Source organism: Pseudomonas sp. GP01-A4 (genome assembly GCF_058780865.1).
Map to the genome: position 1 here is coordinate 39,845 of NZ_JBYSWF010000045.1, position 22,452 is coordinate 62,296.

Sequence of the window (22,452 nt, forward strand, 5' to 3'; positions counted from 1 at the left end):
GTCGGTACCCTCTCCCCGCGGCGAGAGGATTGCCGTATAACGAGTGCCATACGCGTGTTTGGTAATAAAGGACCCACAATAAAAGCTGATGAAGACTCCTAAACGCATTGAACCCCTGATCGAGGACGGTCTGGTCGACGAGGTGCTGCGCCCACTCATGAGTGGTAAAGAAGCAGCTGTTTACGTGGTGCGCTGCGGCAACGAGTTACGTTGCGCCAAGGTCTACAAGGAGGCGAATAAACGAAGTTTTCGTCAGGCGTCCGAATACCAGGAAGGCCGCAAGGTCCGCAACAGCCGTCAGGCCCGGGCCATGGCCAAGGGCTCCAAGTTCGGCAAGAAAGAAACCGAAGATGCCTGGCAGAACGCTGAGGTAGCGGCGCTGTTTCGCCTGGCCGGTGCGGGTGTTCGCGTGCCCAAGCCGTACGACTTCCTCGAAGGCGTGCTGCTGATGGAGCTGGTGGCCGATGAATACGGCGACGCGGCGCCACGTTTGAACGACGTGACGCTGGAGCCGGACCAGGCCCGTGAATATCACGCCTTCCTGATTACCCAGATCGTGCTGATGTTGTGTACCGGCCTGGTGCACGGTGACCTTTCCGAGTTCAACGTGCTGCTGACGCCGACGGGCCCGGTGATCATCGACCTGCCTCAGGCGGTGGATGCCGCGGGCAACAACCACGCGTTCAGCATGCTGGAACGGGATGTGGGCAACATGGCTTCCTACTTCGGGCGCTTTGCCCCGGAATTGAAGAAGACCAAGTACGCCAAGGAGATGTGGGCGCTGTATGAAGCCGGCACTCTGCACCCGGCCAGTGTGTTGACCGGCGAGTTCGACGAACCGGAAGAGCTGGCTGACGTGGGCGGTGTTATCCGCGAGATCGAAGCGGCGCGGCTCGATGAAGAGCGTCGCCAGGCGATTCGCGCGGCAGACGATGCGCCACCGAGCAAGGCGTCGGAAGAGCCGCCACCGCCGCCCTGGATGCAGTGATCCAACGGCGAGTGGATATCCAAATGTGGGAGCGGGCTTGCTCGCGAAAGCGCTGGTTCAGTCAACTGATGTATTGACTGACACTCCGCATTCGCGAGCAAGCCCGCTCCCAGGTTCCGTGCATGCCTGGTTAAACTTGCTCAGGTGCAACAACTGCCCGACGCCAACTCCTTGAGAATCGGGCAATCCGGCCGGTGATCGCCCTGGCAGTGTTCCACCAGGTCCTGCAACGTATCGCGCAATTGCCCCAGCTCGCGGATCTTCTGGTTCAGCTCATCGATATGCTGGCGGGCCAGCGCCTTCAGGTCGGCACTCGCACGGCCCCGGTCCTGCCAGAGGGTCAGCAACTCGTGCGGCAGACGATGCGCCACCGAGCAAGGCGTCGGAAGAACCGCCACCGCCGCCCTGGATGCAGTGATCCAACGGCGAGTGGATATCCAAATGTGGGAGCGGGCTTGCTCGCGAAAGCGCTGGTTCAGTCAACTGATGTATTGACTGACACTCCGCATTCGCGAGCAAGCCCGCTCCCACATTAGGTTCCGTGCATGCCTGGTTAAACTTGCTCAGGTGCAACAACTGCCCGACGCCAACTCCTTGAGAATCGGGCAATCCGGCCGATGATCGCCCTGGCAGTGTTCCACCAGGTCCTGCAACGTGTCGCGCAACTGCCCCAACTCGAGGATCTTCTGGTTCAGCTCATCGATATGCTGGCGGGCCAGCGCCTTGACGTCGGCACTCGCGCGTCCCCGGTCCTGCCACAGCGTCAGCAACTTGCCGACCTCTTCCAGGGAAAACCCCAGGTCCCGCGAACGCTTGATAAACGCGAGGGTGTGCAAGTCATCGGCGCCATAAATGCGGTAGCCGCTGTCGGTGCGATGGGCGGCTTTCAGCAAGCCGATGGACTCGTAGTAACGAATCATCTTCGCGCTCAGGCCGCTTTGGCGTGCTGCTTGGCCGATGTTCATGGACGCTCGTCCTCCAGGTCCTTGGGTTTCCAGGTTTTCAACAGCAGTGCGTTGCTCACCACGCTGACACTGGACAGGGCCATGGCCGCGCCAGCCATCACCGGGTTGAGCAGGCCGAACGCCGCCAGCGGAATGCCGATCAAGTTATACACAAAGGCCCAGAACAGATTCTGTCGAATTTTCGCATAGGTCTTGCGGCTTATTTCCAGGGCTGCCGGCACCAGCCGTGGATCGCCGCGCATCAGGGTAATACCTGCCGCGTGCATCGCCACGTCGGTACCGCCGCCCATGGCGATGCCGATGTCGGCCGCGGCCAGGGCCGGTGCGTCGTTGATGCCGTCGCCGACCATTGCCACCACGCCGGTCTTTTTCAGCTCGGCGACGGTAGCCGCCTTGTCCGCAGGCAACACCTCGGCGTGCACGTCATCGATGCCCAGGGCTTCGGCCACCACGCGGGCGCTGCCACGGTTATCGCCGGTCAGCAGGTGGCTGCTGATATGCCGAGCCTTGAGTGCTTGTATCGCTTGCAGGGCGCCCGGTTTAAGCGTGTCACCGAAGGCAAACAAACCCAGCACGCGGGGCTGCGGGCCTTGCTCGATCAGCCAGGACAAGGTGCGGCCTTCGGCCTCCCACGCACTGGCCGAATCGGCGAGATCACCGGTGCTCAAGCCGGTTTCTTCCAGCAGGCGACGGTTGCCCAGCGCCAGTTGCCGGCCATCTAGGGTGCCTGCAATGCCACGCCCGGTAAGGGACTGGCTGGCGCTGACATCCGCGACGTTCAAACCTTGTTCGGCACAGGCATCCAGCACCGCCTTGGCCAATGGGTGTTCACTGCCGCGCTGCAGCGCGCCGGCCTGTTGCAGGAGCGCTCCTTGATTGCCGTCAATGGCGGCCAGGTGCGCAATTTTTGGTGCGCCGGAGGTCAGGGTGCCGGTCTTGTCGAACACCACGGCGCTGACTTCATGGGCGCGCTCCAGGGCTTCGGCGTCCTTGATCAGGATGCCGTGGCGGGCGGCAACGCCGGTACCGGCCATGATGGCGGTAGGTGTGGCCAGGCCAAGGGCGCAAGGGCAGGCGATCACCAATACGGTCACGGCATTGATCAGCGCGACTTCCAGCGGTGCGCCATACAGCCACCAGCCGACCAGCGTGGCCAAGGCCAGCACCAGCACCACCGGCACGAACACCTGGCTGACTTTATCCACCAGTTTCTGGATCGGTGCCTTGGCGGCCTGGGCGTCTTCCACCAGGCGGATGATCCGCGCCAGCACGCTTTCCGCGCCGAGGGCCAGGGTACGCACCAGCAGCCGGCCTTCGCCATTGATGGCGCCGCCGGTGACTGCGTCGCCAGGCTGCTTCGGCACCGGCAGGCTTTCACCGCTGATCAAGGCTTCGTCGGCGTGGCTTTGGCCTTCGACCACTTCGCCGTCCACCGGGAAGCGTTCGCCGGGTTTGACCAGCACCAGGTCATTCAGCTTGAGGGCGGTGATGGCGACGTCCTGCTCGCGGCCGTCGATTACTTGAATCGCCCGCTCGGGGCGCAAGGCTTCCAGAGCGCGGATGGCACTGGCGGTCTGGCGCTTGGCGCGGCTTTCCAAATATTTGCCCAGCAGCACCAGGGCGATCACCACCGCCGAGGCTTCGAAATACAGGTGGGGCATTGTGCCGGCGGACGCCGTGAGCCATTCATAGATACTCAGGCCGTAACCGGCGCTGGTGCCGATGGCGACCAACAGGTCCATATTGCCCGCTCCGGCGCGCACGGCTTTCCAGGCCGCGATATAGAAGCGCGCACCGAAGATGAATTGCACCGGGGTGGCCAGGGCAAATTGCACCCAGGCCGGGAGCATCCAGTGCAGCCCTAACGGTTGCACCAGCATCGGCAGCACCAACGGCGCGGCGAGCAGAATTGCCAGCAGCAGCGACCAGCGTTCATGGCTCAGGCGTTGTTCCTGGCTGGCCTGGGTGGCGGTTTCGCTTTGGGGCAGGGTGGCGGTGTAGCCGGCCTTGTCGACGGCGGCGATCAGGACGCCGGGGTCCATCTGGCCGAGCACTTCAATGTGGGCGCGTTCGTTGGCCAGGTTGACGCTGACACTTTGCACCCCGGGCACTTTGCCCAGTGCCCGTTCAACCCGCCCGGCGCAGCTGGCGCAGGTCATGCCGCTGATCGGCAGGTCGAAGGTGGTGGATCCGTTCATGGGCAGTACTCCAGGAGAGATTGCCCCTAGGATCAACCTTGACCTGTGGGGAAGGTCAAGGCGTTAGATCAATGTTTCAGTATTCCAATGCGGCCGGTTTCAGGTACATGCCGTCCGGCCCTTGCGCGATACGCAACTTGCGCACGTCACCCGCCTTCAACGTGATGTTTTGCGCAGGTGGCGCGAGCATGCCCGGCAAGCAACCCTGGGATTGCCCCGGTAACAACTTCAGGCGCAACGACACATTCCCGGCCGGCAAGTTGAAGGAGGTGGCCTGCTCCTGGAACAGCCGCCCGGCCAACTGGTCCTGAATGTACAAGCCAATCTCGCAGTTGGTCGGCACTTCCAGGCGCTCCCGGGAAATGATCAGCACCGCATAATCTTCATCTGCGCTGGCCGGTGGCACAGCAGCAAAAAAGCCCATCAGGCTGACAAGGCCAAAAAATGACCAGCGCATGGCGAATTCTCCGAGGTTCACATCGTGGATAAGTGCAGCTTGGCCGAGGGCGCGAATGAATGCCAGCCCGGCCGATGTTTTCAGAACTTGACCTTGCCATCGTGGCAAGGTCAACACTGCGGGCAACCTCATTAAAGGAGTCATGTCATGCAAGTATTCAGCGTTGAAGGAATGACCTGCGGCCACTGTGTCCGCTCAGTAACCCAGGCGGTGCAGGATAAGGACCCGGCGGCCAGCGTGCGCGTCGACCTCGCGACAAAGGAAGTCGGCGTGGAAAGCAGCCTGCTGTCGCCGGCAGAGGTGATCAACCTGATCAGTGAAGAAGGCTACAGCGCCAAGCTCGCCTGACTTTTTGAATAGTTAGCGAGCTAACTTAATGTTCAAGGCACCCGAGCCCGGCTAGACTGTTGGGCTGCCGACTCACCTGGGTGCCTGATGAACCTTCGTATAATCCTGATCTTGGGGGCCTTGAGCGCGTTCGCGCCGCTGGCCATCGACTTCTACCTGCCGGGTTTCCCGGCCATGGCCGTGGCATTCGGCACCGACGAAAAACATATTCAGCTGACCTTGGCCGTGTACTTCACGGGCCTGGCGATCGGCCAGTTGATCTATGGACCGCTGGCAGACCGTTTTGGCCGGCGCGGGCCGCTGCTCAGCGGCGTCACCCTGTTTACCCTGGCGTCCTTCGCCTGTGCGTACGCGCCGTCCCTGGAATGGCTGATCGGCGCGCGTTTCGTCCAGGCCCTGGGCGGCTGCGCGGGCATGGTGATCTCGCGGGCGGTGGTCAGCGATAAATGCGACGCGGTGGGCTCGGCCAAGGTGTTTTCCCAACTGATGCTGGTCACCGGGCTGGCGCCGATCCTCGCGCCGCTGGCGGGCGGGGTGATGGTTGGCGTCTGGGGCTGGCAGTCGATCTTCCTGGCGCTGACGGTGTTCAGTGTGATGGCGGCCATTGCGGTAGCAGTCGGGCTGCCGGAAAGCTTCCCGGCCCATCAACCGCGCCAGCCGCTGTCAGGCGCACTGCGCCAGTACGGCCGGTTGCTGTCGGACCGGGTGTACCTGGGCTATGCCTTGACCGGCGGCATCTCGATTGCCGGTATGTTTGCCTACATCGCGGGCTCGCCCTTCGTCTTTATCAAGCTTTATGGCGTGCCCGCCGAACACTATGGCTGGGTATTCGGCTCGAATGCCGCGGGCTTTATCCTGGTGGCACAGGTCAATGCGCGTTTGCTCGCGTCGCGTGGTCCGGCATTTTTGCTGTCGCGCACGGTGTGGGTTTACCTGGCGGCGGGTCTGTCGTTGCTGGCAATTACTGCGCTGCGTACGGACGCTTTGTGGCCACTGCTGGTACCGCTGTTTATCTGCATCGCCAGCCTGGGCTGCATTTTGCCCAATACCTCGGCCTGCGCCATGAGCGGGCAGGGCGCTCGGGCGGGCAGCGCGTCGGCGTTGCTCGGCTGCATTCAGTTTGGTGTGGCCGCAGGCGCAGCGTCGTTGGTCGGCGTGCTGCACGACGGCACGGCGATGCCGATGGCAATGGTCATCAGCTTGTGTGGCGTATTGGCCGTAACGTTCGCGATGCTGACCCGGCGCCTGCAGCGCCAACGGGCACTGCAAGCGGCGGACTGATCAGGATCAGCCAGCAGAGCGCTGCTGGCTTTCGGGGAATCGGTGAGGCGCCTGGATACGGGTTTGCAGGGTGTCGGCAAACGCGCGGGCCTCGGCCTCACTGCGGAAGGTAAAGGCGTTCTGGTCGAGACGGACCTGCCATTTGTTGCCTTCGGATCTTGCTAGCGCTTTTATCAGGATCTTCATTGCTGACTTCCTCACGTAAATTGCGTGGCAAAGGCGGCCAATATAAACCCGAATACGCTCACAAATATGACAAGGATCAAGTCTCTGACTAGCGGTGTCGTCCATTACTCACATGAATAACAGACGACACTGACAGAACCTTTCGTTAGAACCCTTCCAGCACGATCTTGCCCTTGGCCTTGCCGCTTTCCAGCAGTTCGTGGGCGCGGCGCAGGTTAGCCGCGTTGATCACGCCAAAGTGCTCGCCCACGGTGGTTTTCAGAGTACCGGCGTCGATCAGTTCGGCGACGCGATTGAGCAGGTTGTGCTGCTCGATCATGTCGCTGGTCTCGAACATCGAACGGGTGTACATGAACTCCCAATGCAGCGACAGGCTCTTGCGCTTGAGCTTGCTTACGTCCAATGCCTTGGGATCGTCGATCAGCGCCAGTTTGCCCTGGGGAATCAGCGCTTCCACCAGTTGGTCCAGGTGCTGGTCGGTCTGGGTCAGGCTGGCGACGTAGTTCACCTGCGGATGGCCGGCGTTTTTCAGCTCTTCGCTCAACGGTTTGCTGTGGTCGATCACCAGGTCGGCGCCCAGGTCCTTGGCCCATGCCTGGGTTTCAGGACGGGAGGCGGTGCCGATGACTTTCAGGCCGGTGAGCTGTTTCGCCAGTTGGGTCAGGATCGATCCCACACCACCCGAAGCACCGACAATCAGCAGGCTCTGGCCTTCATCGGCCTTGCCTTCACGCACTTGCAGGCGTTCGAAGAGCAATTCCCAGGCGGTGATGGCGGTCAGCGGCAGTGCAGCAGCGTCGGCAAAACCCAGGGTTTTCGGCATATGGCCGACGATGCGCTCATCGACAGTGTGCAGTTCGCTGTTGCCGCCGGGGCGTACCAGGGAGCCGGCGTAGAACACCTTGTCGCCGACCTTGAACAGGCTGACTTCGCTGCCCACGGCCTTGACCACACCGGCCACGTCCCAGCCCAGCACTTTGGCCGCGCCGTTTTCCGGGGCGACGTTCTGGCGCACCTTGGTGTCCACCGGGTTCACCGAGATGGCTTTGACTTCCACCAGCAGGTCGCGGGGGCCGGCGACCGGTTCGGGCAGTTCGATGTCTTGCAGGGATTTTGGATCGTTGATCGGCAGTGCGGCGTAGTAGGCGATGGCTTTCATGATGGTTTCCAAAAAGGGGGCGGTTGATCAGGCAATAAACTTCAGGCGCTTGAGTTCGAAATGCTCAAGCACGTCGGCAGCCTTGGTGCGGAAATTCTGGATATGCGCGCTCTGGTCGTGGTCGGCCAGCGCGGCGTCGTCACTCCAGCGTTCGAGCATGTAGAAGGTCTCGGGGTGTTGCAGGTCCTGGTGCAGGTCGTACTGCTGGCAGCCGGCTTCGATGCGGGTCGGTTCCAGCAGCTCGCGCAGCAGGGTTTCCAGGGTGGCCTGTTGGCCGGGTTTGGCGATCAGCGTGGCGATGACGTTAAAGGCAGCAGACATATTCGACTCCAGACACGTGATGAACGGGATGGACAGATGATTGGCTATTTCTCTGGAAGATAAAACCCGCTAAAAGAGCAGTCTCTTTCAATGCTTTTTTGATAATGGGCGGTCGGCGTGCTGCGTTTTGATGACTTGCAGTTGTTTGTGCGTGCGGCAGACCTGGGCAGCCTTTCGGCGGCAGCACGGGTGATGGACATGTCGGCGGCGGTGGCCAGCGCGGCGTTGAAGCGCATCGAGCAGCAGTTGGGCGCACGGTTGTTGGCGCGTTCCACCCGCAGCCTGCGCCTGACGGCCGAGGGCGAAGGCTTCCTGGAATACGCCCGGGCCGCCTTGAGCAGCCTGGATGAAGGCCGACGATTGTTGGCCAGCGGCCAGGATCAGGTCAGCGGGGTGCTTCAACTCTCGGCGCCGTCGGACTTTGGCCGTAACCAGTTGTTGCCCTGGCTCGATGAGTTCCAGCGCGAATACCCCGACCTGAGCGTACGCCTGTTGTTGGGCGACCGGATTGCCGACCTGTTCCGCCAGCCGGTGGATATCGCCCTGCGCTACGGCGAACCCGAAGACTCCAGCCTGATCGCGTTGCCCATCGCCCCGGACAACTGCCGCGTGCTCTGCGCTGCTCCCAGCTATCTGGCGCGGCACGGCGAGCCGCGCCACCTGGAGCAACTGACTCAGCACAATTGCCTGCTGTACATGCTCGGCAGCCGGGTGCATGACCATTGGGGGTTTAACGATGGCAAGCGTGATGTCGGCCTGACGGTGACGGGCGACCGCTTCAGTGATGATGCCGATGTGGTGCGACGCTGGGCGGTGGCGGGGGTAGGTATCGCCTACAAGTCCTGGCTGGATGTCAGCTCGGATGTGCTGGCGGGGCGCCTGCGGCTGATCCTGCCGGAGCTGCGGGGCGAACGTACGCCGCTCAATCTGTTGTGTGCCCATCGCGCGCAACTGAGCAAGCCGATCAATCTTCTGCGGGAAATGCTCGTTGCCCGTTGTGCGACATTGACTGCGCAATTGCCGGAGCGATCAGCTTCTACACCATAACCCCGGGGATATCGGGAAATTTCCTTCAGCTTCTGTCCTTGGTTGCGCTGTAAGACGGCACGGAACCCGGCGTTTTCACGCTTATACTTTTCCGCCAGACGCAGCAGACAAATGATTCAACAGGGAGTGAATGAGCACATGGAACAGGCACCTTGCATCAGTCAGATCGCCACCTTGCTGGCCGACCCGAAACGCACCGCGATGGTGTGGGCATTGATGGACGGCTCGGCCAAACCCTCCGATGAATTGGCGGCACTTGCCGGGCTGTCATCGGCCTCGGCGAATGCGCATCTGACGCGATTGACGGCCGGTGGCCTGTTGCGTGTCGAAGCCCGCAGGGGCAAACGCTTTTTCCGGGTGGCCGCCGCCGATGTGGCGGCCGCCGTGGATGCATTGGCCTGCACCACGATGGCCAGCGTCGCCCGCAGCACGCCCATTCATTCGCGGTCATTGACTGCGCCTGCGGCTTTACGGCGAGCGCGGCTGTGCCATGGTCACCTGGGGGGCGAGCTGGCAGCGGGTTTGTATCAACGGATGATGGCGGCCGGGTGGATCGAGCGCGCGGAACAGCGTACGGACGTGACGCCGTCAGGTGCGCGCAAACTCGCAGCGCTGGGGATTTTTACCCAGGCACTGGCTCAGCCGATCGTGTGCGATTGTTTTGATTGGAGCGAACAGCAGCCACACCTGGGTGGTGCGTTGGGGGCCGCGTTGTTGCAGTTGTGCCTGCAGTCGAACTGGGTCAGCGTGATCAATGAGTCCCAGGCGTTGCAGGTCAGTGAAGCCGGGCAACTGGAAATTGCCCGGCTCGCCAGACCGGTCGCTGATTAAGGCTTGACCAACCGTGCATCCAGGCTGTTTTGCGCCAGGCGCTTGGCCTGGTCCTGGGTCATGCCCAGCGAGGTGTACAGCGCATGGAAGTTCTCGGTGACATAACCGCCGAAGTACGCCGGATCGTCCGAGTTCACCGTCACTTTCACCCCACGCTCAAGCATGTCGAGGATGTTGTGCTGGGACATGTCGTCGAACACGCAGAGCTTGGTGTTGGACAACGGGCACACCGTCAGCGGGATCTGTTCGTCGATGATCCGCTGCATCAGGCGCTCGTCTTCAATGGCGCGTACGCCATGGTCGATACGCTGGATCTTCAGCAGGTCGATGGCTTCCCAGATGTACTCCGGCGGGCCTTCTTCACCGGCGTGGGCGACGGTCAGGAAACCTTCGTGACGGGCACGATCAAACACGCGCTGGAACTTGCTCGGTGGGTGGCCCATTTCCGAGCTGTCCAGGCCCACGGCAACAAACGCATCACGGAATGGCAGTGCCTGGTCGAGGGTTTTTTCGGCCTCTTCTTCGCTCAAGTGGCGCAGGAAGCTCAAGATCAAACCGCTGGTGATGCCCAGTTGTTGCTCGCCGTCTTTCAAGGCGGCGGCAATGCCGTTGAGCACCACTTCGAACGGTACGCCACGGTCGGTGTGGGTCTGTGGGTCGAAGAACGGTTCGGTGTGGATCACGTTCTGCGCCTTGCAGCGCAGCAGGTAGGCCCAGGTCAGGTCGTAGAAATCCTGGGAAGTGCGCAGTACATCGGCGCCCTTGTAGTAGAGGTCGAGAAACTCTTGCAGGTTGTTGAAGGCGTAGGCCTTGCGCAGGGTTTCGACGTCGTTCCACGGCAGCGCGATCTTGTTGCGTTCGGCCAGGGCGAACAGCAGCTCAGGCTCCAGCGAGCCTTCCAGGTGCAGGTGCAATTCAGCCTTGGGCAGGGCGTTGAGCCAATCGTACATTTATAAATTCTCATCAGGTGCAATGGCGGCATTCTACAGGCGCACGCCGAAATAATCGGCAAAACCTGACCAAGCGGTGAGCATCCACAGGCACCGTGCAAGCAGTGCATGAACTAAGGTGTAACGAAACGTTAGCGGCGCGGTGCAGTCTGTACCCCATCAATGACGGATTCGCCGCGTTCAAAAGGCCTGCAATGCTCACATCTATCAAGCAAGAAAAATTCATGCTGCTGGCGCTGATTGCCGCCATCGCTGCCTACCCGCTGGAGCACTGGATGCTGCACAGCGGGCAGATGGTGGCGCTGTTGGCTGGCATAGCGCTGATCGGCTTTATCGTCGTGGCCTCGATGCGCGTGGCCCATCACGCCGAGCAACTGGCGGAAAAGGTCGGCGACCCCTACGGCACCATGATCCTGACCCTCGCCGCCGTGCTGGTGGAAGTGGTGATCCTGGCGATCATGATGAGCAACGAGCCCTCGCCGACCCTGGTGCGCGACACCATTTATTCGGCGGTGATGCTCGACATCAACGGCATCCTCGGCCTGGCTGCACTGATGGGCGGCATCAAGCATGGTGAACAGTCCTACAACGACGATTCGGCGCGCACCTACAGCGTGATGATCCTTACCGCCATGGGTGTGTCGATGGTGGTGCCGGAATTTATCCCCGAGGCCGACTGGAAAATTTACTCGGCCTTCACCATCGGCGCGATGGTAGTGCTCTACACGTTGTTCCTGCGGATGCAGGTGGGGCCCCACAGTTATTTCTTCAGCTACAGCTACCCGGAAAAACGCCGCAAGAAACAGCCGGAAGAAGAGTCGCCGCCGATCAACCTGGCGTTTTCCATCGGGACGCTGGTGTTTGGCGTGATCGTGATTGGCGCGTTGGCCGAGGTGATGTCCAAGACCCTCGACCTGGGCCTGGAAGGAACGGGTGCCCCACCCGTGATCACGGCGATCATCGTGGCCGCGATTTCCGCCGCCCCGGAGATTTTGACGGCGTTGCGCGCAGCGCTGGCCAACCGCATGCAGTCGGTGGTGAACATCGCGCTGGGGGCTTCTCTGTCGACGGTGATTTTGACCGTGCCGGTGATGGAAGCCATGGCCTTGTACACCGGCCAGCCGTTTCAGATGGCGATGACGCCGGTGCAGACCGTGATGGTGTTTATCACGTTGATTGTCAGCGCGATCAACCTCAACGATGGCGAAACCAACGCCATCGAAGGGATGACCCATTTTGTGTTGTTTGCGACGTTTATCATGCTGTCGCTGCTTGGACTGTAACCAATCCTGAAAACACCGCAGAAATAATTGTGGAAACCGGGCTTGTGTGGGAGCGGGCTTGCTCGCGAATACGGAGTGTCAGTCGCCAGATATGTTGACTGACCCAACGCATTCGCGAGCAAGCCCGCTCCCACATTTGAAAAGTGTTTCTTCAGTTAAGTCCGGTTGATCAGTTCCCGTGCCGCCTGGCTGTGATCGGCAATCAAGCCTTTCAGGTCCAGGCCCTCGACCTGCCCGTCGATCACCCGCCATTTGCCGCCGACCATCACCCGGTCCGCTCGGTCGGCGCCACACAGCAGCAGCGCCGAGATCGGGTCATGGCTGCCGGAGAAGCGCAGTTCATCGAGCTTGAACAACGCCAGGTCGGCCTGTTTGCCTACGGCCAGTTCGCCGATGTCGCTGCGACCGAGTAACTGCGCCGAACCTTTTGTCGCCCAACCCAACACCCGTTCCGGGGTGATCTTCTCTGCCCCGTAACGCAGGCGCTGGATGTACAGGGCCTGGCGCGTTTCGAGGATCATGTTCGATGCATCATTGGATGCCGAACCGTCCACCCCCAGGCCAATCGGTGCGCCGGCGGCCAGCAGGTCCAGCGTTGGGCATATCCCGGAAGCCAGGCGCATGTTCGAGCTCGGGCAATGGCAGATGCCGGTACCGGCAGCTCCGAGGCGTGCGATTTCTTCCGGGTTGAAGTGAATCCCGTGGGCCAGCCACGTGCGCGGGCCTAGCCAGCCGACGCTGTCGAGGTAATCCACGGTGCGCAGGCCGAAACGCTGCAGGCAGAAGTCTTCTTCGTCGAGGGTTTCCGCCAGGTGGGTATGCAGGCGCACGTCGAGGTTGTTGGCCAGCTCGGCGCTGGCTTCCATGATTTCCGGGGTAACGGAAAACGGCGAGCAGGGCGCCAGGGCGATCTGGATTTGTGCGCCGTCACCGCGCTCGTGGTACTGGCGGATCAGGCGGCGGCTGTCTTCCAGAATCACTTCGCCTTGCTGCACGGTTTGTTGCGGTGGCAGCCCGCCGTCGGCCTCGCCCAGGCTCATGGAGCCGCGGGTGAGCATGGCGCGCATGCCCAGTTCGCGCACGCTGTCGACCTGCACGTCGATCGCCTGTTCCAGGCCGTCAGGGAACAGGTAGTGGTGGTCTGCCGCCGTGGTGCAGCCCGAGAGCAGCAGTTCGGCCAGGGCCACTTTGCTCGCCAGCGCGAGTTTTTCCGGGGTGAGTCGGGCCCAGACCGGATACAGGGTTTTCAGCCAGGGAAACAGCGGCTGGTTGACCACCGGCGCCCAGGCGCGGGTCAGGGTTTGATAGAAGTGATGGTGGGTGTTGATCAGCCCCGGAAGCACCACATGCTCGCGGGCATCAAAGACTTGCCCACAGGGCACGGAGGGTTCTTGGCCCCAGCCCAGCACTTCGGTGATCACACCGTCTTGCAGCACCAGGCCGCCACGGGCGTCGAGGCCATTGGCAGTGAAAATCGCGAGGGGGTTTTTTAACCAGATACGGGTCGCAGGCATTGGCCGGCTCCTCTGAATGATGGGTTCAGGTTTGCCAGCTCAGTGTTGCCCTGTCTGCTGATCCAGGGTCGCCGGGGAGGGCGAGGTGCGCAGTTTACGTGTGGATCGTTATCGACGGCAATCGGCCGATAACGATCCCGGTTTTTTTACCAGGCGATGGTGTCGCCCTTGTAGTCCACAAAGTGATGGCCGCCCTTGCCGGTGTAGGCATTCACCTGGTCAACCAGGCCGCGCACGCTGGTGGGCACGTCGATGTGGGCGTTTTCGCCACCCATGTCGGTTTTCACCCAGCCCGGGTGCAACGACAGCACGGTCAGTTTCTGATCGCCCAATTGGGTGACGAAGCTGTTGGTCATGGAGTTGAGGGCGGCCTTGCTGGCCTTGTACAGCGCCAGGTCCGAGCCGTCGGGAATGGTGACACTGCCCAGGATCGAACTCATGAAGGCCAGCACGCCGGTGCCTGGGCGGATCTGCCCGACAAAACGCTGGGCCAGGTTGATCGGCGCCACGGCGTTGGTGAAAAACAGTTGGCCGACTTCAGCCAGGGTGGCGTGGCCCGGTTCCTGGTTGGCCGGGCCTTTGACACCTGCGTTGACGAACAGCAGGTCGAAGGTTTTTTCCTTGAGGCGCTGGCTGAGGGCGATTACCGCCTGCTGGTCATCCATGTCGAGCTTTTCGATTTGCACCTCGCCCAAGGCCTTCAAGGCATCGGCCTTTTGCGGGTCGCGCACGGTGGCGGTCACCTCCCAGCCGTCCGTCAGCAGTTGCTTGGCCAGGCCAAGGCCCAGGCCCCGGGAGGCGCCGATAATCAGTGCGGTTTTTGAAGTGGACATGAATGGCTTCCTTTGACGGTGGAGGTTCACGGGTTCAGTGGACAACGCTGGCCGAGCCTTTGCTGCAACTCCTGGCGCAGTTGGTCGAGTTCGGCGATGCGGGTTTCGATCAGGTTGAGCTTGTCTTGCAGGAGCTGGGTCACGGCGCTGTCGGGGTCTGGAGCTTGCCATAATGCGCCGACGCTGTTGCCGATTTCACCCAGGCTGAAGCCCAGGCGCTGGGCGGTCTTGATGTACAGCACCAGTTGCACCATGTCGGCGGGGTAGTCACGGTAACCGTTGGCACTGCGTTGCGCGGCAATCAGCCCGCGTTGCTCGTAGAAACGCAGGGTGTCGCGACTGACCTGGCTGGCCTGGGCTAATTCGCCGATACGCATGTAGAGGGCTCAAGGGGGCTTGACCCTGGAGTATACTCCAGGCTTTAGCCTGCTGGCTTCTTGAATTTAAGGAGCTTACGGCTATGTGGACCGCACACCAATACCGTCGACTGGTTCGGGCCAGCGGTTGGTACGACCTGATTGTCACCGCCGCACTGGTCACACCCTGGACGTTTGTCCTGCTGCATAACGCCCTGGTGGCGTTGAACCTGCCCGGCGAGCTGCCGCCGTTCGCGCCTGTGCATATGTTGATGGCGAACCTGATGGGCTCGATTGTCTGCGTGTGGTCGGTGCTGCGAATCCGCGACCCACAAGCGATCTTTGGCCGCTACGACGCCGCCGGCCGAGTGCTGTTTGCCACCTGGCAGATCTACGCGCTGGCCCATGGTGCCAGTACTGTATTGGTGATTGTCGTGGTGTTTGAAGTGCTGTGGGCGGTGGCTCAGTTGATACCGGTGCGCCGAGTAACAAGTTGATCAAAAAATGCTCAGTTGTGCCGGAACGTTGCAGGCTCTGCTGCGGGGTGACTCTTGCACGGGTTATCCACAGGTTGCTCCACAGTAATTGTGCGCAAGCGTGACCGGTGGATATAAGCGCTGTGGCCCTTTGTTCTAAAGGACATAACCCGCCTAACTGACTGTTTTTGAGCTGGATTAATACTTTCGTGCAGTGCCTTGAACAAAAACTGTACAACCGCCTGAAACCCTTGTGACAGAAGGGTTACAGGCGAGTGTGCTCAGGTTATCCACAGGCAGGTGCACAGTAGATGTGGGCAGTTTCAGCGCTCCAGCAGAATGCGCCCGCGACTCAGGTCGGCGAGCTGCGCTTGCAGGGTGTCGATATGTGCCTCGCCGAGGGCCAGCTGCAGGTCGACGCCATTGGCGGTGAAGGTTTCTTCCATCACCAGCCCACCCAGTTCGGCCACTCGCAGCTTCACCAACTGCAGCTCGGCAAAACCACAGGAGCAGCTCAGCGGCACCCGTTTGATCAGCTCGACGCGTTCGGCGGCTTGCAGGCATTTGTTCGCGCCGCCGCCATAGGCGCGGGCCAGGCCGCCGGTGCCCAGTTGGATGCCGCCGTACCAGCGGATCACCAGCACCACGACCTGGTCGCAATCCTGCGCTTCGATCGCGGCCAGGATCGGGCGCCCGGCCGTGCCGCCGGGTTCGCCGTCGTCGTTGCTGCGGTATTGATCGCCGAGTTTCCAGGCCCAGCAGTTGTGCGTGGCGTTCAGGTCGCTGTGCTGGTCGATGAAGGCCTGGGCGTCCTGGGGGCTGCTGATCGGGGCGGCGAGGGTAATGAAGCGGCTTTTGCGAATTTCTTCGCGAAACTCGCAAAGGCCGGTAAGCGTGAAAGGCATGGGTAACTTCGTTTAGAGGGCCGGCTTGATGCCACAGCCTTTGAGAATGATGTGGATAAGGTTGGTGCCGGCGTCTTCCATGTCCTGCTTGGTCAGCTTGGTGCGCCCGGTCACGCGGCAGATCTGGGTGGCAAAGTCGGCGTAATGCTGGGTGCTGCCCCACAGCAGGAAGATCAGGTGCACCGGGTCGATAGGGTCCATCTTGCCGGCGTCGATCCAGGCCTGGAATACCGCCGCACGGCCGCTGAACCAGGCGCGGTAGTCCTGGCTGAAATATTCGGTCAGGCACTCACCGCCGCTGATGATCTCCATCGCGAAGATCCGCGAGGCTTGTGGCTGGCGCCGGGAGAATTCCATCTTGGTGCGGATATAGCGGGTCAGGGCGGCCGCCGGGTCATCCTCGGCGGTCAGGGTGTTGAAGGTGCTGTCCCACAATTCGAGGATGTTGCTGAGCACCGCGATGTACAGGCCCAGCTTGTTGGTGAAGTAGTAGTGCAAGTTGGCTTTCGGCAACCCGGCACTCGCCGCGATGGTGTTCATGCTGGTGCCTTTGTAGCCATGACGGGCGAACTCGTCTTCGGCGGCCTGCAAAATCGCTTGTTCGTTCTTTTGGCGAATGCGGCTTGCAGGTTTTCCGGCGTGGTTGCTGTGGGCAGGAACTTCGAGGCTCATGGAGGTTTCCGTGCAGATCGATGAAGGCGACGTGTGCACAGATAACCCACCCTCAAGCCCCAGACAAGTCCCGATACGATAAAACCCTTAAAGCGGCTCCAGAGTGTCGCTTTCCAGGGTCCGGTTTGCGGCATCCACGGGAGCCTTGGCTTCAGGTAGCAGCAGGCACAATACGATGGCGGTCAGGCCGCCGCTGGTGATGGCCGAGTCGAACAGGTTCTGCACCAGGGTTGGCATCAGGTGCAGCAGGTTCGGTTGCGCCGCGATCCCCAGGCCGACGCCGAACGAGGTGGCGATGATCAGCATGCTGCGCCGATCCAGCGGGGCCTGGGCGAGAATGCGCACGCCGGCCGCCGCTACGCTGCCGAACATCACCAGGGTTGCGCCGCCCAGCACCGGCTTGGGGATTTGCTGCAGCACCGCACCAATCAACGGAAACAGCCCGAGGCAAAACAGTACCGCGCCGATGTACAAGCCGACGTAACGGCTGGCCACGCCGGTCAGCTGGATCACGCCGTTGTTCTGGGCGAATGTGGTGTTGGGAAAGGCACTGAAGGTGGCTGCGATCATGCAACTGATGCCATCTCCCAGTACGCCACCCTTGAGTCGGCTTATATAGGAAGGGCCGCTGATGGGCTGGCGGGCGATCATGCAATTGGCAGTGAGGTCGCCGACGGTTTCGATGGTGCTGATCAGATAAATCAGTGCTACCGGCAGGAAAGCGCTCCAATCGAAGTTGAAACCGAAGTGGAACGGTGTAGGCAGGCTGATCAATGGCAAGTCAGGCAAGGCTTGGGGCACCAATTTGCCGCTGAACCAGGCGGCGAGGCTGCCCAGTGCGAGGCCGATGATAATGGCGGAGAGCCGTACCCATGGCGTGTTCGAGCGGTTCAGCAGGATGATGGTCAGTACCACGAACAGGCCGAGTGCCAGGTTGGTTGGCGCGCCGAAGTCCGGGGCATTGAAGCCGCCTCCAAGGTCAGTGATGCCGACCTTGATCAGGCTGATGCCGATCAGTGTGATGACGATGCCGGTCACCAGCGGCGTGATTACCCTTTTGAGCTGACCGATGAAACGGCTCAACACGACCTGCACTGCGGCGCCGAAGAAGCAGATACCGAAAATCATCGCCAGGATGTCTTCCGGGCTGCCGCCGCGTTGCTTGACCAGAAACCCGGCCGACAATACGGCGCCGAGAAACGCGAAGCTGGTGCCTTGCAGGCAGATCATCCCGGCGCCAATGCCAAACGGCCTGCGCGCCTGGATGAAGGTGCCCACACCGGAAACCATCAATGCCATGCTGATCAGGTAGGGCAGGTGGGCGGTCAGGCCCAGGGTAGAGCCGATGATCAGCGGCGGGGTGATGATGCCGACGAAGGCAGCCAACACATGCTGCAACGCGGCAAGCAATGCAGGCAAAGGTTTGGGCCGATCGTTGAGGCCGTAGATCAGGTCGCTGGGGGTGTTGGATTCTGGCGGCATGGCGGGGAACTCATGGCTGACGGTTCGAGATCCCCTTGTCTTGCAAAAAGCTGTCCAGTTGCTCAGGTTTTTATGTAAGGCCCGTGTTAGCGCGTTGCGGCCAGACTTTCGAGGAAGCTTTCCAGCACCAAGTGAGGGCGACGGCCCTTGCGCGTGACCGAAGCGAGGCTCAAATCGTAAAAACGTGTAGCCGGTTTCAGCGCGCGCAGTCGGCCTTGTTGTACCCACAGGCTGGCGTAGTGGTCGGGCAGGTAGCCGATGTAGCGGCCGGTCAGGATCAGGAAGGCCATGCCCTCGCGGTCCGAGGCACTGGCGGTGCAATTGAGTGCCTGGTAGTGCGCCTGGATATCCGCGGGCAGGCGGAAGGTCGGGGCGATGGCGTCCTGGCTGTTGACGCGGTCGTCGTCCAGTTGCTTGTCGTCGGCGTAAAACAGCGGGTGGCCCACTGCGCAATAGAGCAGCGAGCGTTCGCTGTACAGCGGCTGGTATTCAAGTCCCGACAAGGCGCTGGCCTGGGGGACTACGCCGACATGCAGGCGGCCGTCGAGCACCCCTTGTTCGACTTCATTGGGGGCGATCATGCGGATCTGGATCTGTACATCCGGGCCGCGTTCCTTCAACTGTGCCAGGGCGTGGGTGATGCGCATGTGGGGCAGGGTGACCAGGTTGTCGGTCAGGCCGATGATCAGTTCGCCGCGCAAGTGTTGGTGCAGGCCGTTGACCTCGGTGCGAAAACTTTCCAGGGCGCTGAGCAGCTGCAACGCCGACTGGTACACCTCGCGTCCTTCTTCGGTCAGGGAAAAACCCGCCCGCCCGCGTTGGCACAGGCGCAGGCCAAGGCGCTGTTCAAGATCACTCATTTGCTGGCTGATGGCCGAGCGGCCAATCCCCAGTACGGTTTCCGCCGCCGAGAAGCCACCGCACTCCACCACGCTGCGAAAGATGCGCAACAGGCGGATATCGAAGTCGCTGACTTGGGCCAGAGGGTCGGGTCGACGGCTGCTCATAGTTTAGTGAAGGCCTGACTGAAGGTTAGAAGAGTTGGATTTCACCGACTTTATCCCCGTGGCAATTTAGCTGCAACAACGCTTTTCAATCCCGACGCTGCCTTTTGCCTTGCGAGGTTTTGCTCATGAACATGCCCGAAAACGCTCCGTCCACCCTGGCCAGCCAATTGAAGCTGGACGCGCACTGGATGCCGTACACCGCCAACCGCAACTTCCATCGTGACCCGCGCCTGATCGTGGCGGCCGAAGGCAGCTGGTTGACCGATGACAAGGGGCGCAAGGTGTATGACTCGCTGTCGGGTCTGTGGACCTGCGGCGCCGGGCACACTCGCAAGGAAATCCAGGAAGCGGTCTCCAAGCAGTTGGGTACGTTGGACTACTCGCCGGGCTTCCAATACGGTCATCCGTTGTCGTTCCAGCTGGCAGAAAAGATTACCGACCTGACCCCGGGTAACCTGAACCATGTGTTCTTCACCGACTCCGGCTCCGAGTGTGCCGATACCGCGGTGAAGATGGTGCGTGCGTACTGGCGCCTGAAAGGCCAGGCGACCAAGACCAAGATGATCGGCCGTGCCCGTGGTTATCACGGCGTGAACATCGCCGGTACCAGCCTGGGCGGCGTGAACGGTAACCGTAAGATTTTTGGTCAGGGGCTGATGGATGTTGACCATCTGCCTCACACCCTGCTGGCGAGCAATGCGTTCTCCCGTGGCATGCCGGAGCTGGGCGGGATTGCCTTGGCGGACGAGCTGCTCAAGCTGATCGAGTTGCACGATGCGTCGAATATCGCTGCGGTGTTTGTTGAACCGATGGCGGGCTCTGCCGGCGTGCTGGTTCCGCCGCAGGGTTACCTGAAGCGTCTGCGTGAGATCTGCGATCAGCACAACATCCTGTTGGTGTTCGACGAAGTGATCACCGGCTTCGGTCGTACCGGTTCGATGTTTGGTGCTGACAGCTTCGGCGTGACCCCGGACCTGATGTGCATTGCCAAGCAAGTCACCAACGGCGCGATCCCGATGGGCGCGGTGATTGCCAGCACCGAGATTTATCAGACGTTCATGAATCAGGCGACGCCAGAGTACGCGGTGGAGTTCCCGCACGGCTACACCTACTCGGCCCACCCGGTTGCCTGCGCGGCTGGCTTGGCGGCACTCGACCTGCTGCAGAAGGAAAACCTGGTGCAGAGCGTGGCCGAAGTCGCACCGCATTTCGAGAATGCGCTGCACGGCCTGAAGGGCAGCAAGAACGTGATCGACATTCGTAACTATGGCCTGGCCGGTGCGATCCAGATTGCCCCGCGTGATGGTGATGCCATCGTGCGTCCGTTCGAAGCGGGCATGGCCTTGTGGAAAGCCGGCTTCTACGTGCGCTTTGGCGGCGACACCCTGCAGTTCGGCCCAACCTTCAACAGCAAGCCGCAGGACCTGGATCGCTTGTTCGATGCGGTCGGCGAAGTGCTGAACAAGATCGACTGATTCCTCCTTCTATATAGAACAACTTTTCAGGAGCCCTGCATGAGCCTCATCCAGCATTTGATCAACGGCCAATTGGTCACCGAAAACGGTCGCACTGCCGACGTGTACAACCCGTCGACTGGCCAGGTGATTCACCAGGTGCCGTTGGCCAGCCGTGAAACCATTCAAAGCGCCATCGATTCGGCCAAGGCAGCTTTCCCGGCCTGGCGTAACACGCCACCGGCCAAGCGTGCCCAGGTGATGTTTCGTTTCAAGCAATTGCTTGAGCAGAACGAAGCGCGTATCTCCCAGCTGATCAGCGAAGAGCATGGCAAGACCCTGGAAGATGCGGCTGGTGAACTCAAGCGCGGGATCGAGAACGTGGAGTACGCGTGCTCGGCGCCGGAAATCCTCAAGGGCGAGTACAGCCGTAACGTTGGCCCGAATATCGATGCCTGGTCTGACTTCCAGCCGTTGGGTGTGGTGGCCGGTATTACGCCGTTCAACTTCCCGGCGATGGTGCCGTTGTGGATGTATCCGCTGGCGATCGTCTGCGGTAACTGCTTCATCCTCAAGCCGTCGGAGCGTGATCCAAGCTCGACGCTGCTGATTGCACAACTGTTGCAGGAAGCTGGCTTGCCTAAAGGCGTGCTGAGTGTGGTGCATGGCGATAAAGGCGCGGTGGATGCGCTGATCGAAGCGCCGGAAGTCAAGGCGTTGAGCTTTGTCGGCTCGACGCCGATCGCCGAGTACATCTATTCCGAAGCCACCAAGCGCGGCAAGCGTGTACAGGCGTTGGGCGGGGCGAAGAACCATGCGGTGCTGATGCCGGATGCGGATCTCGATAACGCTGTCAGTGCCTTGATGGGCGCGGCGTATGGTTCGTGCGGTGAGCGTTGCATGGCGATCTCTGTTGCCGTGTGTGTCGGCGACCAGGTGGCTGACGCATTGGTCGCCAAGCTGGTGCCGCAGATCAAGGCGCTGAAGATTGGTGCGGGCACCACGTGTGGATTGGACATGGGGCCGCTGGTCACTGGCCAGGCGCGCGATAAAGTCAGTGGCTATATAGAGGACGGCGTTTCTTCGGGTGCTGAGTTGGTCGTCGATGGTCGTGGCCTGAGTATTGCCGGTAATGAAGATGGCTTCTTCCTGGGGGGCAGTTTGTTCGACCGCGTGACCCCGCAGATGCGCATCTATAAAGAAGAGATCTTCGGGCCGGTGCTGTGTGTGGTTCGGGTGAACAGCCTGGAAGCGGCCATGCAGTTGATCAACGATCACGAGTACGGCAACGGCACCTGTATCTTCACCCGTGACGGTGAGGCGGCGCGGTTGTTCTGTGACGAGATTGAAGTGGGTATGGTTGGCGTCAACGTGCCGTTGCCGGTGCCGGTGGCTTATCACAGCTTTGGTGGCTGGAAGCGCTCGCTGTTTGGCGACTTGCATGCCTATGGGCCGGATGGGGTGCGGTTCTATACGCGTCGCAAGGCGATTACCCAGCGCTGGCCGCAACGGGCCAGTCATGAGGCGTCGCAGTTTGCCTTTCCTAGCTTGTAGGTTCGGTAAGTAGAAGGCCGGCCCCTTGGGGCCGGCCTTTGCTTTTCAGGGCTTTTTTGACCGATATGACAGTATTGTGAAAAAAGGTGTTGACGGCAGATTCTGGAAGTCTATAATTCGCCCCACTTCCGGCGCAGTCGAAACGGAAAACTCCTTGGTAAACAAAGAGTTATGTAGGTTTCGAC

23 protein-coding genes and 1 pseudogene are annotated in these 22,452 nt (G+C 61.1%); 9 read left to right on the forward strand and 15 right to left on the reverse strand.

The features are described from left to right. Window positions 1-88: 88 nt before the first annotated feature. The gene (locus AC3WKX_RS22890; protein ID WP_008438985.1) at window positions 89-988 is read left to right on the forward strand and encodes a PA4780 family RIO1-like protein kinase; all 900 of its coding nucleotides are present in this window, start codon (window positions 89-91) and stop codon (window positions 986-988) included. Window positions 989-1,128: 140 nt separating this feature from the next. Here AC3WKX_RS22890 and AC3WKX_RS22895 read toward each other — a convergent pair. From AC3WKX_RS22895 to AC3WKX_RS22910, 4 genes and pseudogenes are all read right to left on the reverse strand, one after another. Beyond that, a pseudogene (locus tag AC3WKX_RS22895) lies at window positions 1,129-1,338 on the reverse strand (MerR family DNA-binding protein); the annotation flags it as partial. 213 nt (window positions 1,339-1,551) lie between these two features. Next, entirely contained in the window at window positions 1,552-1,953 is a 402-nt protein-coding gene (gene cueR, locus AC3WKX_RS22900; protein WP_008430758.1) for a Cu(I)-responsive transcriptional regulator, read from the reverse strand. Continuing rightward, complete coding sequence (locus AC3WKX_RS22905) at window positions 1,950-4,151, reverse strand: heavy metal translocating P-type ATPase (RefSeq protein ID WP_102605229.1); 2,202 nt, start codon at window positions 4,149-4,151, stop codon at window positions 1,950-1,952. Before AC3WKX_RS22905 ends, cueR begins: the two co-directional genes overlap by 4 nt. A 76-nt stretch (window positions 4,152-4,227) precedes the next feature. Next, a complete protein-coding gene (locus AC3WKX_RS22910) occupies window positions 4,228-4,608 on the reverse strand; it encodes a hypothetical protein (RefSeq protein WP_087693477.1) in 381 nt (126 codons plus the stop codon). A gap of 147 nt (window positions 4,609-4,755) precedes the next feature. Between AC3WKX_RS22910 and AC3WKX_RS22915 the strand changes: the two genes are divergently transcribed. Together AC3WKX_RS22915 and AC3WKX_RS22920 are read left to right on the forward strand one after the other, a co-directional pair. After that, window positions 4,756-4,956: a heavy-metal-associated domain-containing protein gene (locus AC3WKX_RS22915; protein WP_003211150.1), complete on the forward strand. Its 201-nt coding sequence runs from the start codon at window positions 4,756-4,758 to the stop codon at window positions 4,954-4,956. 87 nt (window positions 4,957-5,043) lie between these two features. Continuing rightward, window positions 5,044-6,237: a multidrug effflux MFS transporter gene (locus AC3WKX_RS22920; protein ID WP_087693476.1), complete on the forward strand. Its 1,194-nt coding sequence runs from the start codon at window positions 5,044-5,046 to the stop codon at window positions 6,235-6,237. Between the two features lie 6 nt (window positions 6,238-6,243). On the opposite strand, the gene AC3WKX_RS22925 is transcribed toward AC3WKX_RS22920, so the two are convergent. From AC3WKX_RS22925 to AC3WKX_RS22935, 3 genes are all read right to left on the reverse strand, one after another. Then, window positions 6,244-6,423, reverse strand: a complete 180-nt coding sequence (locus AC3WKX_RS22925; protein ID WP_003211153.1) for a hypothetical protein — start codon at window positions 6,421-6,423, stop codon at window positions 6,244-6,246. A gap of 145 nt (window positions 6,424-6,568) precedes the next feature. Next, window positions 6,569-7,582 (reverse strand): zinc-binding alcohol dehydrogenase family protein, encoded by a 1,014-nt coding sequence (locus AC3WKX_RS22930; RefSeq protein WP_003211156.1) that lies wholly within the window; start codon window positions 7,580-7,582, stop codon window positions 6,569-6,571. 27 nt (window positions 7,583-7,609) lie between these two features. Further along, window positions 7,610-7,903 carry a putative quinol monooxygenase gene (locus AC3WKX_RS22935; protein ID WP_003211158.1) on the reverse strand — a complete coding sequence of 98 codons (294 nt, stop codon included), beginning with the start codon at window positions 7,901-7,903 and terminating at the stop codon, window positions 7,610-7,612. Between the two features lie 117 nt (window positions 7,904-8,020). On the opposite strand from AC3WKX_RS22935, the gene vimR reads away from it, so the two are divergent. Together vimR and AC3WKX_RS22945 are read left to right on the forward strand one after the other, a co-directional pair. After that, window positions 8,021-8,950, forward strand: a complete 930-nt coding sequence (gene vimR / locus AC3WKX_RS22940; protein ID WP_087693475.1) for a transcription regulator VimR — start codon at window positions 8,021-8,023, stop codon at window positions 8,948-8,950. 138 nt (window positions 8,951-9,088) lie between these two features. Continuing rightward, complete coding sequence (locus AC3WKX_RS22945; protein WP_102605230.1) at window positions 9,089-9,781, forward strand: ArsR/SmtB family transcription factor; 693 nt, start codon at window positions 9,089-9,091, stop codon at window positions 9,779-9,781. On the opposite strand, the gene AC3WKX_RS22950 is transcribed toward AC3WKX_RS22945, so the two are convergent. Beyond that, the gene (locus tag AC3WKX_RS22950) at window positions 9,778-10,731 is read right to left on the reverse strand and encodes an adenosine deaminase (RefSeq protein ID WP_008430770.1); all 954 of its coding nucleotides are present in this window, start codon (window positions 10,729-10,731) and stop codon (window positions 9,778-9,780) included. The genes AC3WKX_RS22945 and AC3WKX_RS22950 overlap by 4 nt on opposite strands. 194 nt (window positions 10,732-10,925) lie before the next feature. On the opposite strand from AC3WKX_RS22950, the gene AC3WKX_RS22955 reads away from it, so the two are divergent. Further along, window positions 10,926-12,014 (forward strand): calcium:cation antiporter, encoded by a 1,089-nt coding sequence (locus AC3WKX_RS22955; RefSeq protein ID WP_003211166.1) that lies wholly within the window; start codon window positions 10,926-10,928, stop codon window positions 12,012-12,014. 155 nt (window positions 12,015-12,169) lie between these two features. On the opposite strand, the gene AC3WKX_RS22960 is transcribed toward AC3WKX_RS22955, so the two are convergent. The 3 genes from AC3WKX_RS22960 to AC3WKX_RS22970 all read right to left on the reverse strand — a co-directional run bounded on the left by AC3WKX_RS22960 (window position 12,170) and on the right by AC3WKX_RS22970 (window position 14,738). Further along, window positions 12,170-13,528 carry an 8-oxoguanine deaminase gene (locus tag AC3WKX_RS22960; protein WP_102605231.1) on the reverse strand — a complete coding sequence of 453 codons (1,359 nt, stop codon included), beginning with the start codon at window positions 13,526-13,528 and terminating at the stop codon, window positions 12,170-12,172. Window positions 13,529-13,674: 146 nt separating this feature from the next. Further along, window positions 13,675-14,361 carry an SDR family oxidoreductase gene (locus AC3WKX_RS22965; RefSeq protein WP_102605232.1) on the reverse strand — a complete coding sequence of 229 codons (687 nt, stop codon included), beginning with the start codon at window positions 14,359-14,361 and terminating at the stop codon, window positions 13,675-13,677. Window positions 14,362-14,387: 26 nt separating this feature from the next. Further along, window positions 14,388-14,738, reverse strand: coding sequence for a MerR family transcriptional regulator (locus AC3WKX_RS22970; protein WP_003211171.1), 351 nt, complete (start codon window positions 14,736-14,738; stop codon window positions 14,388-14,390). An 83-nt stretch (window positions 14,739-14,821) separates the two neighbouring features. On the opposite strand from AC3WKX_RS22970, the gene AC3WKX_RS22975 reads away from it, so the two are divergent. Further along, complete coding sequence (locus AC3WKX_RS22975; RefSeq protein ID WP_102605233.1) at window positions 14,822-15,214, forward strand: hypothetical protein; 393 nt, start codon at window positions 14,822-14,824, stop codon at window positions 15,212-15,214. Window positions 15,215-15,516: 302 nt separating this feature from the next. Here AC3WKX_RS22975 and AC3WKX_RS22980 read toward each other — a convergent pair whose 3' ends face one another. The 4 genes from AC3WKX_RS22980 to AC3WKX_RS22995 all read right to left on the reverse strand — a co-directional run bounded on the left by AC3WKX_RS22980 (window position 15,517) and on the right by AC3WKX_RS22995 (window position 19,259). After that, complete coding sequence (locus AC3WKX_RS22980; RefSeq protein WP_102368022.1) at window positions 15,517-16,098, reverse strand: IMPACT family protein; 582 nt, start codon at window positions 16,096-16,098, stop codon at window positions 15,517-15,519. Window positions 16,099-16,110: 12 nt separating this feature from the next. Continuing rightward, complete coding sequence (locus AC3WKX_RS22985) at window positions 16,111-16,770, reverse strand: TetR/AcrR family transcriptional regulator (protein WP_003211175.1); 660 nt, start codon at window positions 16,768-16,770, stop codon at window positions 16,111-16,113. 87 nt (window positions 16,771-16,857) lie between these two features. Continuing rightward, window positions 16,858-18,252 carry a uracil-xanthine permease family protein gene (locus tag AC3WKX_RS22990; protein ID WP_003211176.1) on the reverse strand — a complete coding sequence of 465 codons (1,395 nt, stop codon included), beginning with the start codon at window positions 18,250-18,252 and terminating at the stop codon, window positions 16,858-16,860. A gap of 86 nt (window positions 18,253-18,338) precedes the next feature. Next, window positions 18,339-19,259: a LysR family transcriptional regulator gene (locus AC3WKX_RS22995; RefSeq protein ID WP_087693467.1), complete on the reverse strand. Its 921-nt coding sequence runs from the start codon at window positions 19,257-19,259 to the stop codon at window positions 18,339-18,341. A gap of 125 nt (window positions 19,260-19,384) precedes the next feature. On the opposite strand from AC3WKX_RS22995, the gene aptA reads away from it, so the two are divergent. Continuing rightward, window positions 19,385-20,734, forward strand: coding sequence for an omega-aminotransferase AptA (gene aptA / locus AC3WKX_RS23000; protein WP_008430786.1), 1,350 nt, complete (start codon window positions 19,385-19,387; stop codon window positions 20,732-20,734). Between the two features lie 39 nt (window positions 20,735-20,773). After that, window positions 20,774-22,267, forward strand: coding sequence for a CoA-acylating methylmalonate-semialdehyde dehydrogenase (locus AC3WKX_RS23005; protein ID WP_003211182.1), 1,494 nt, complete (start codon window positions 20,774-20,776; stop codon window positions 22,265-22,267). Window positions 22,268-22,452: the final 185 nt, after the last annotated feature.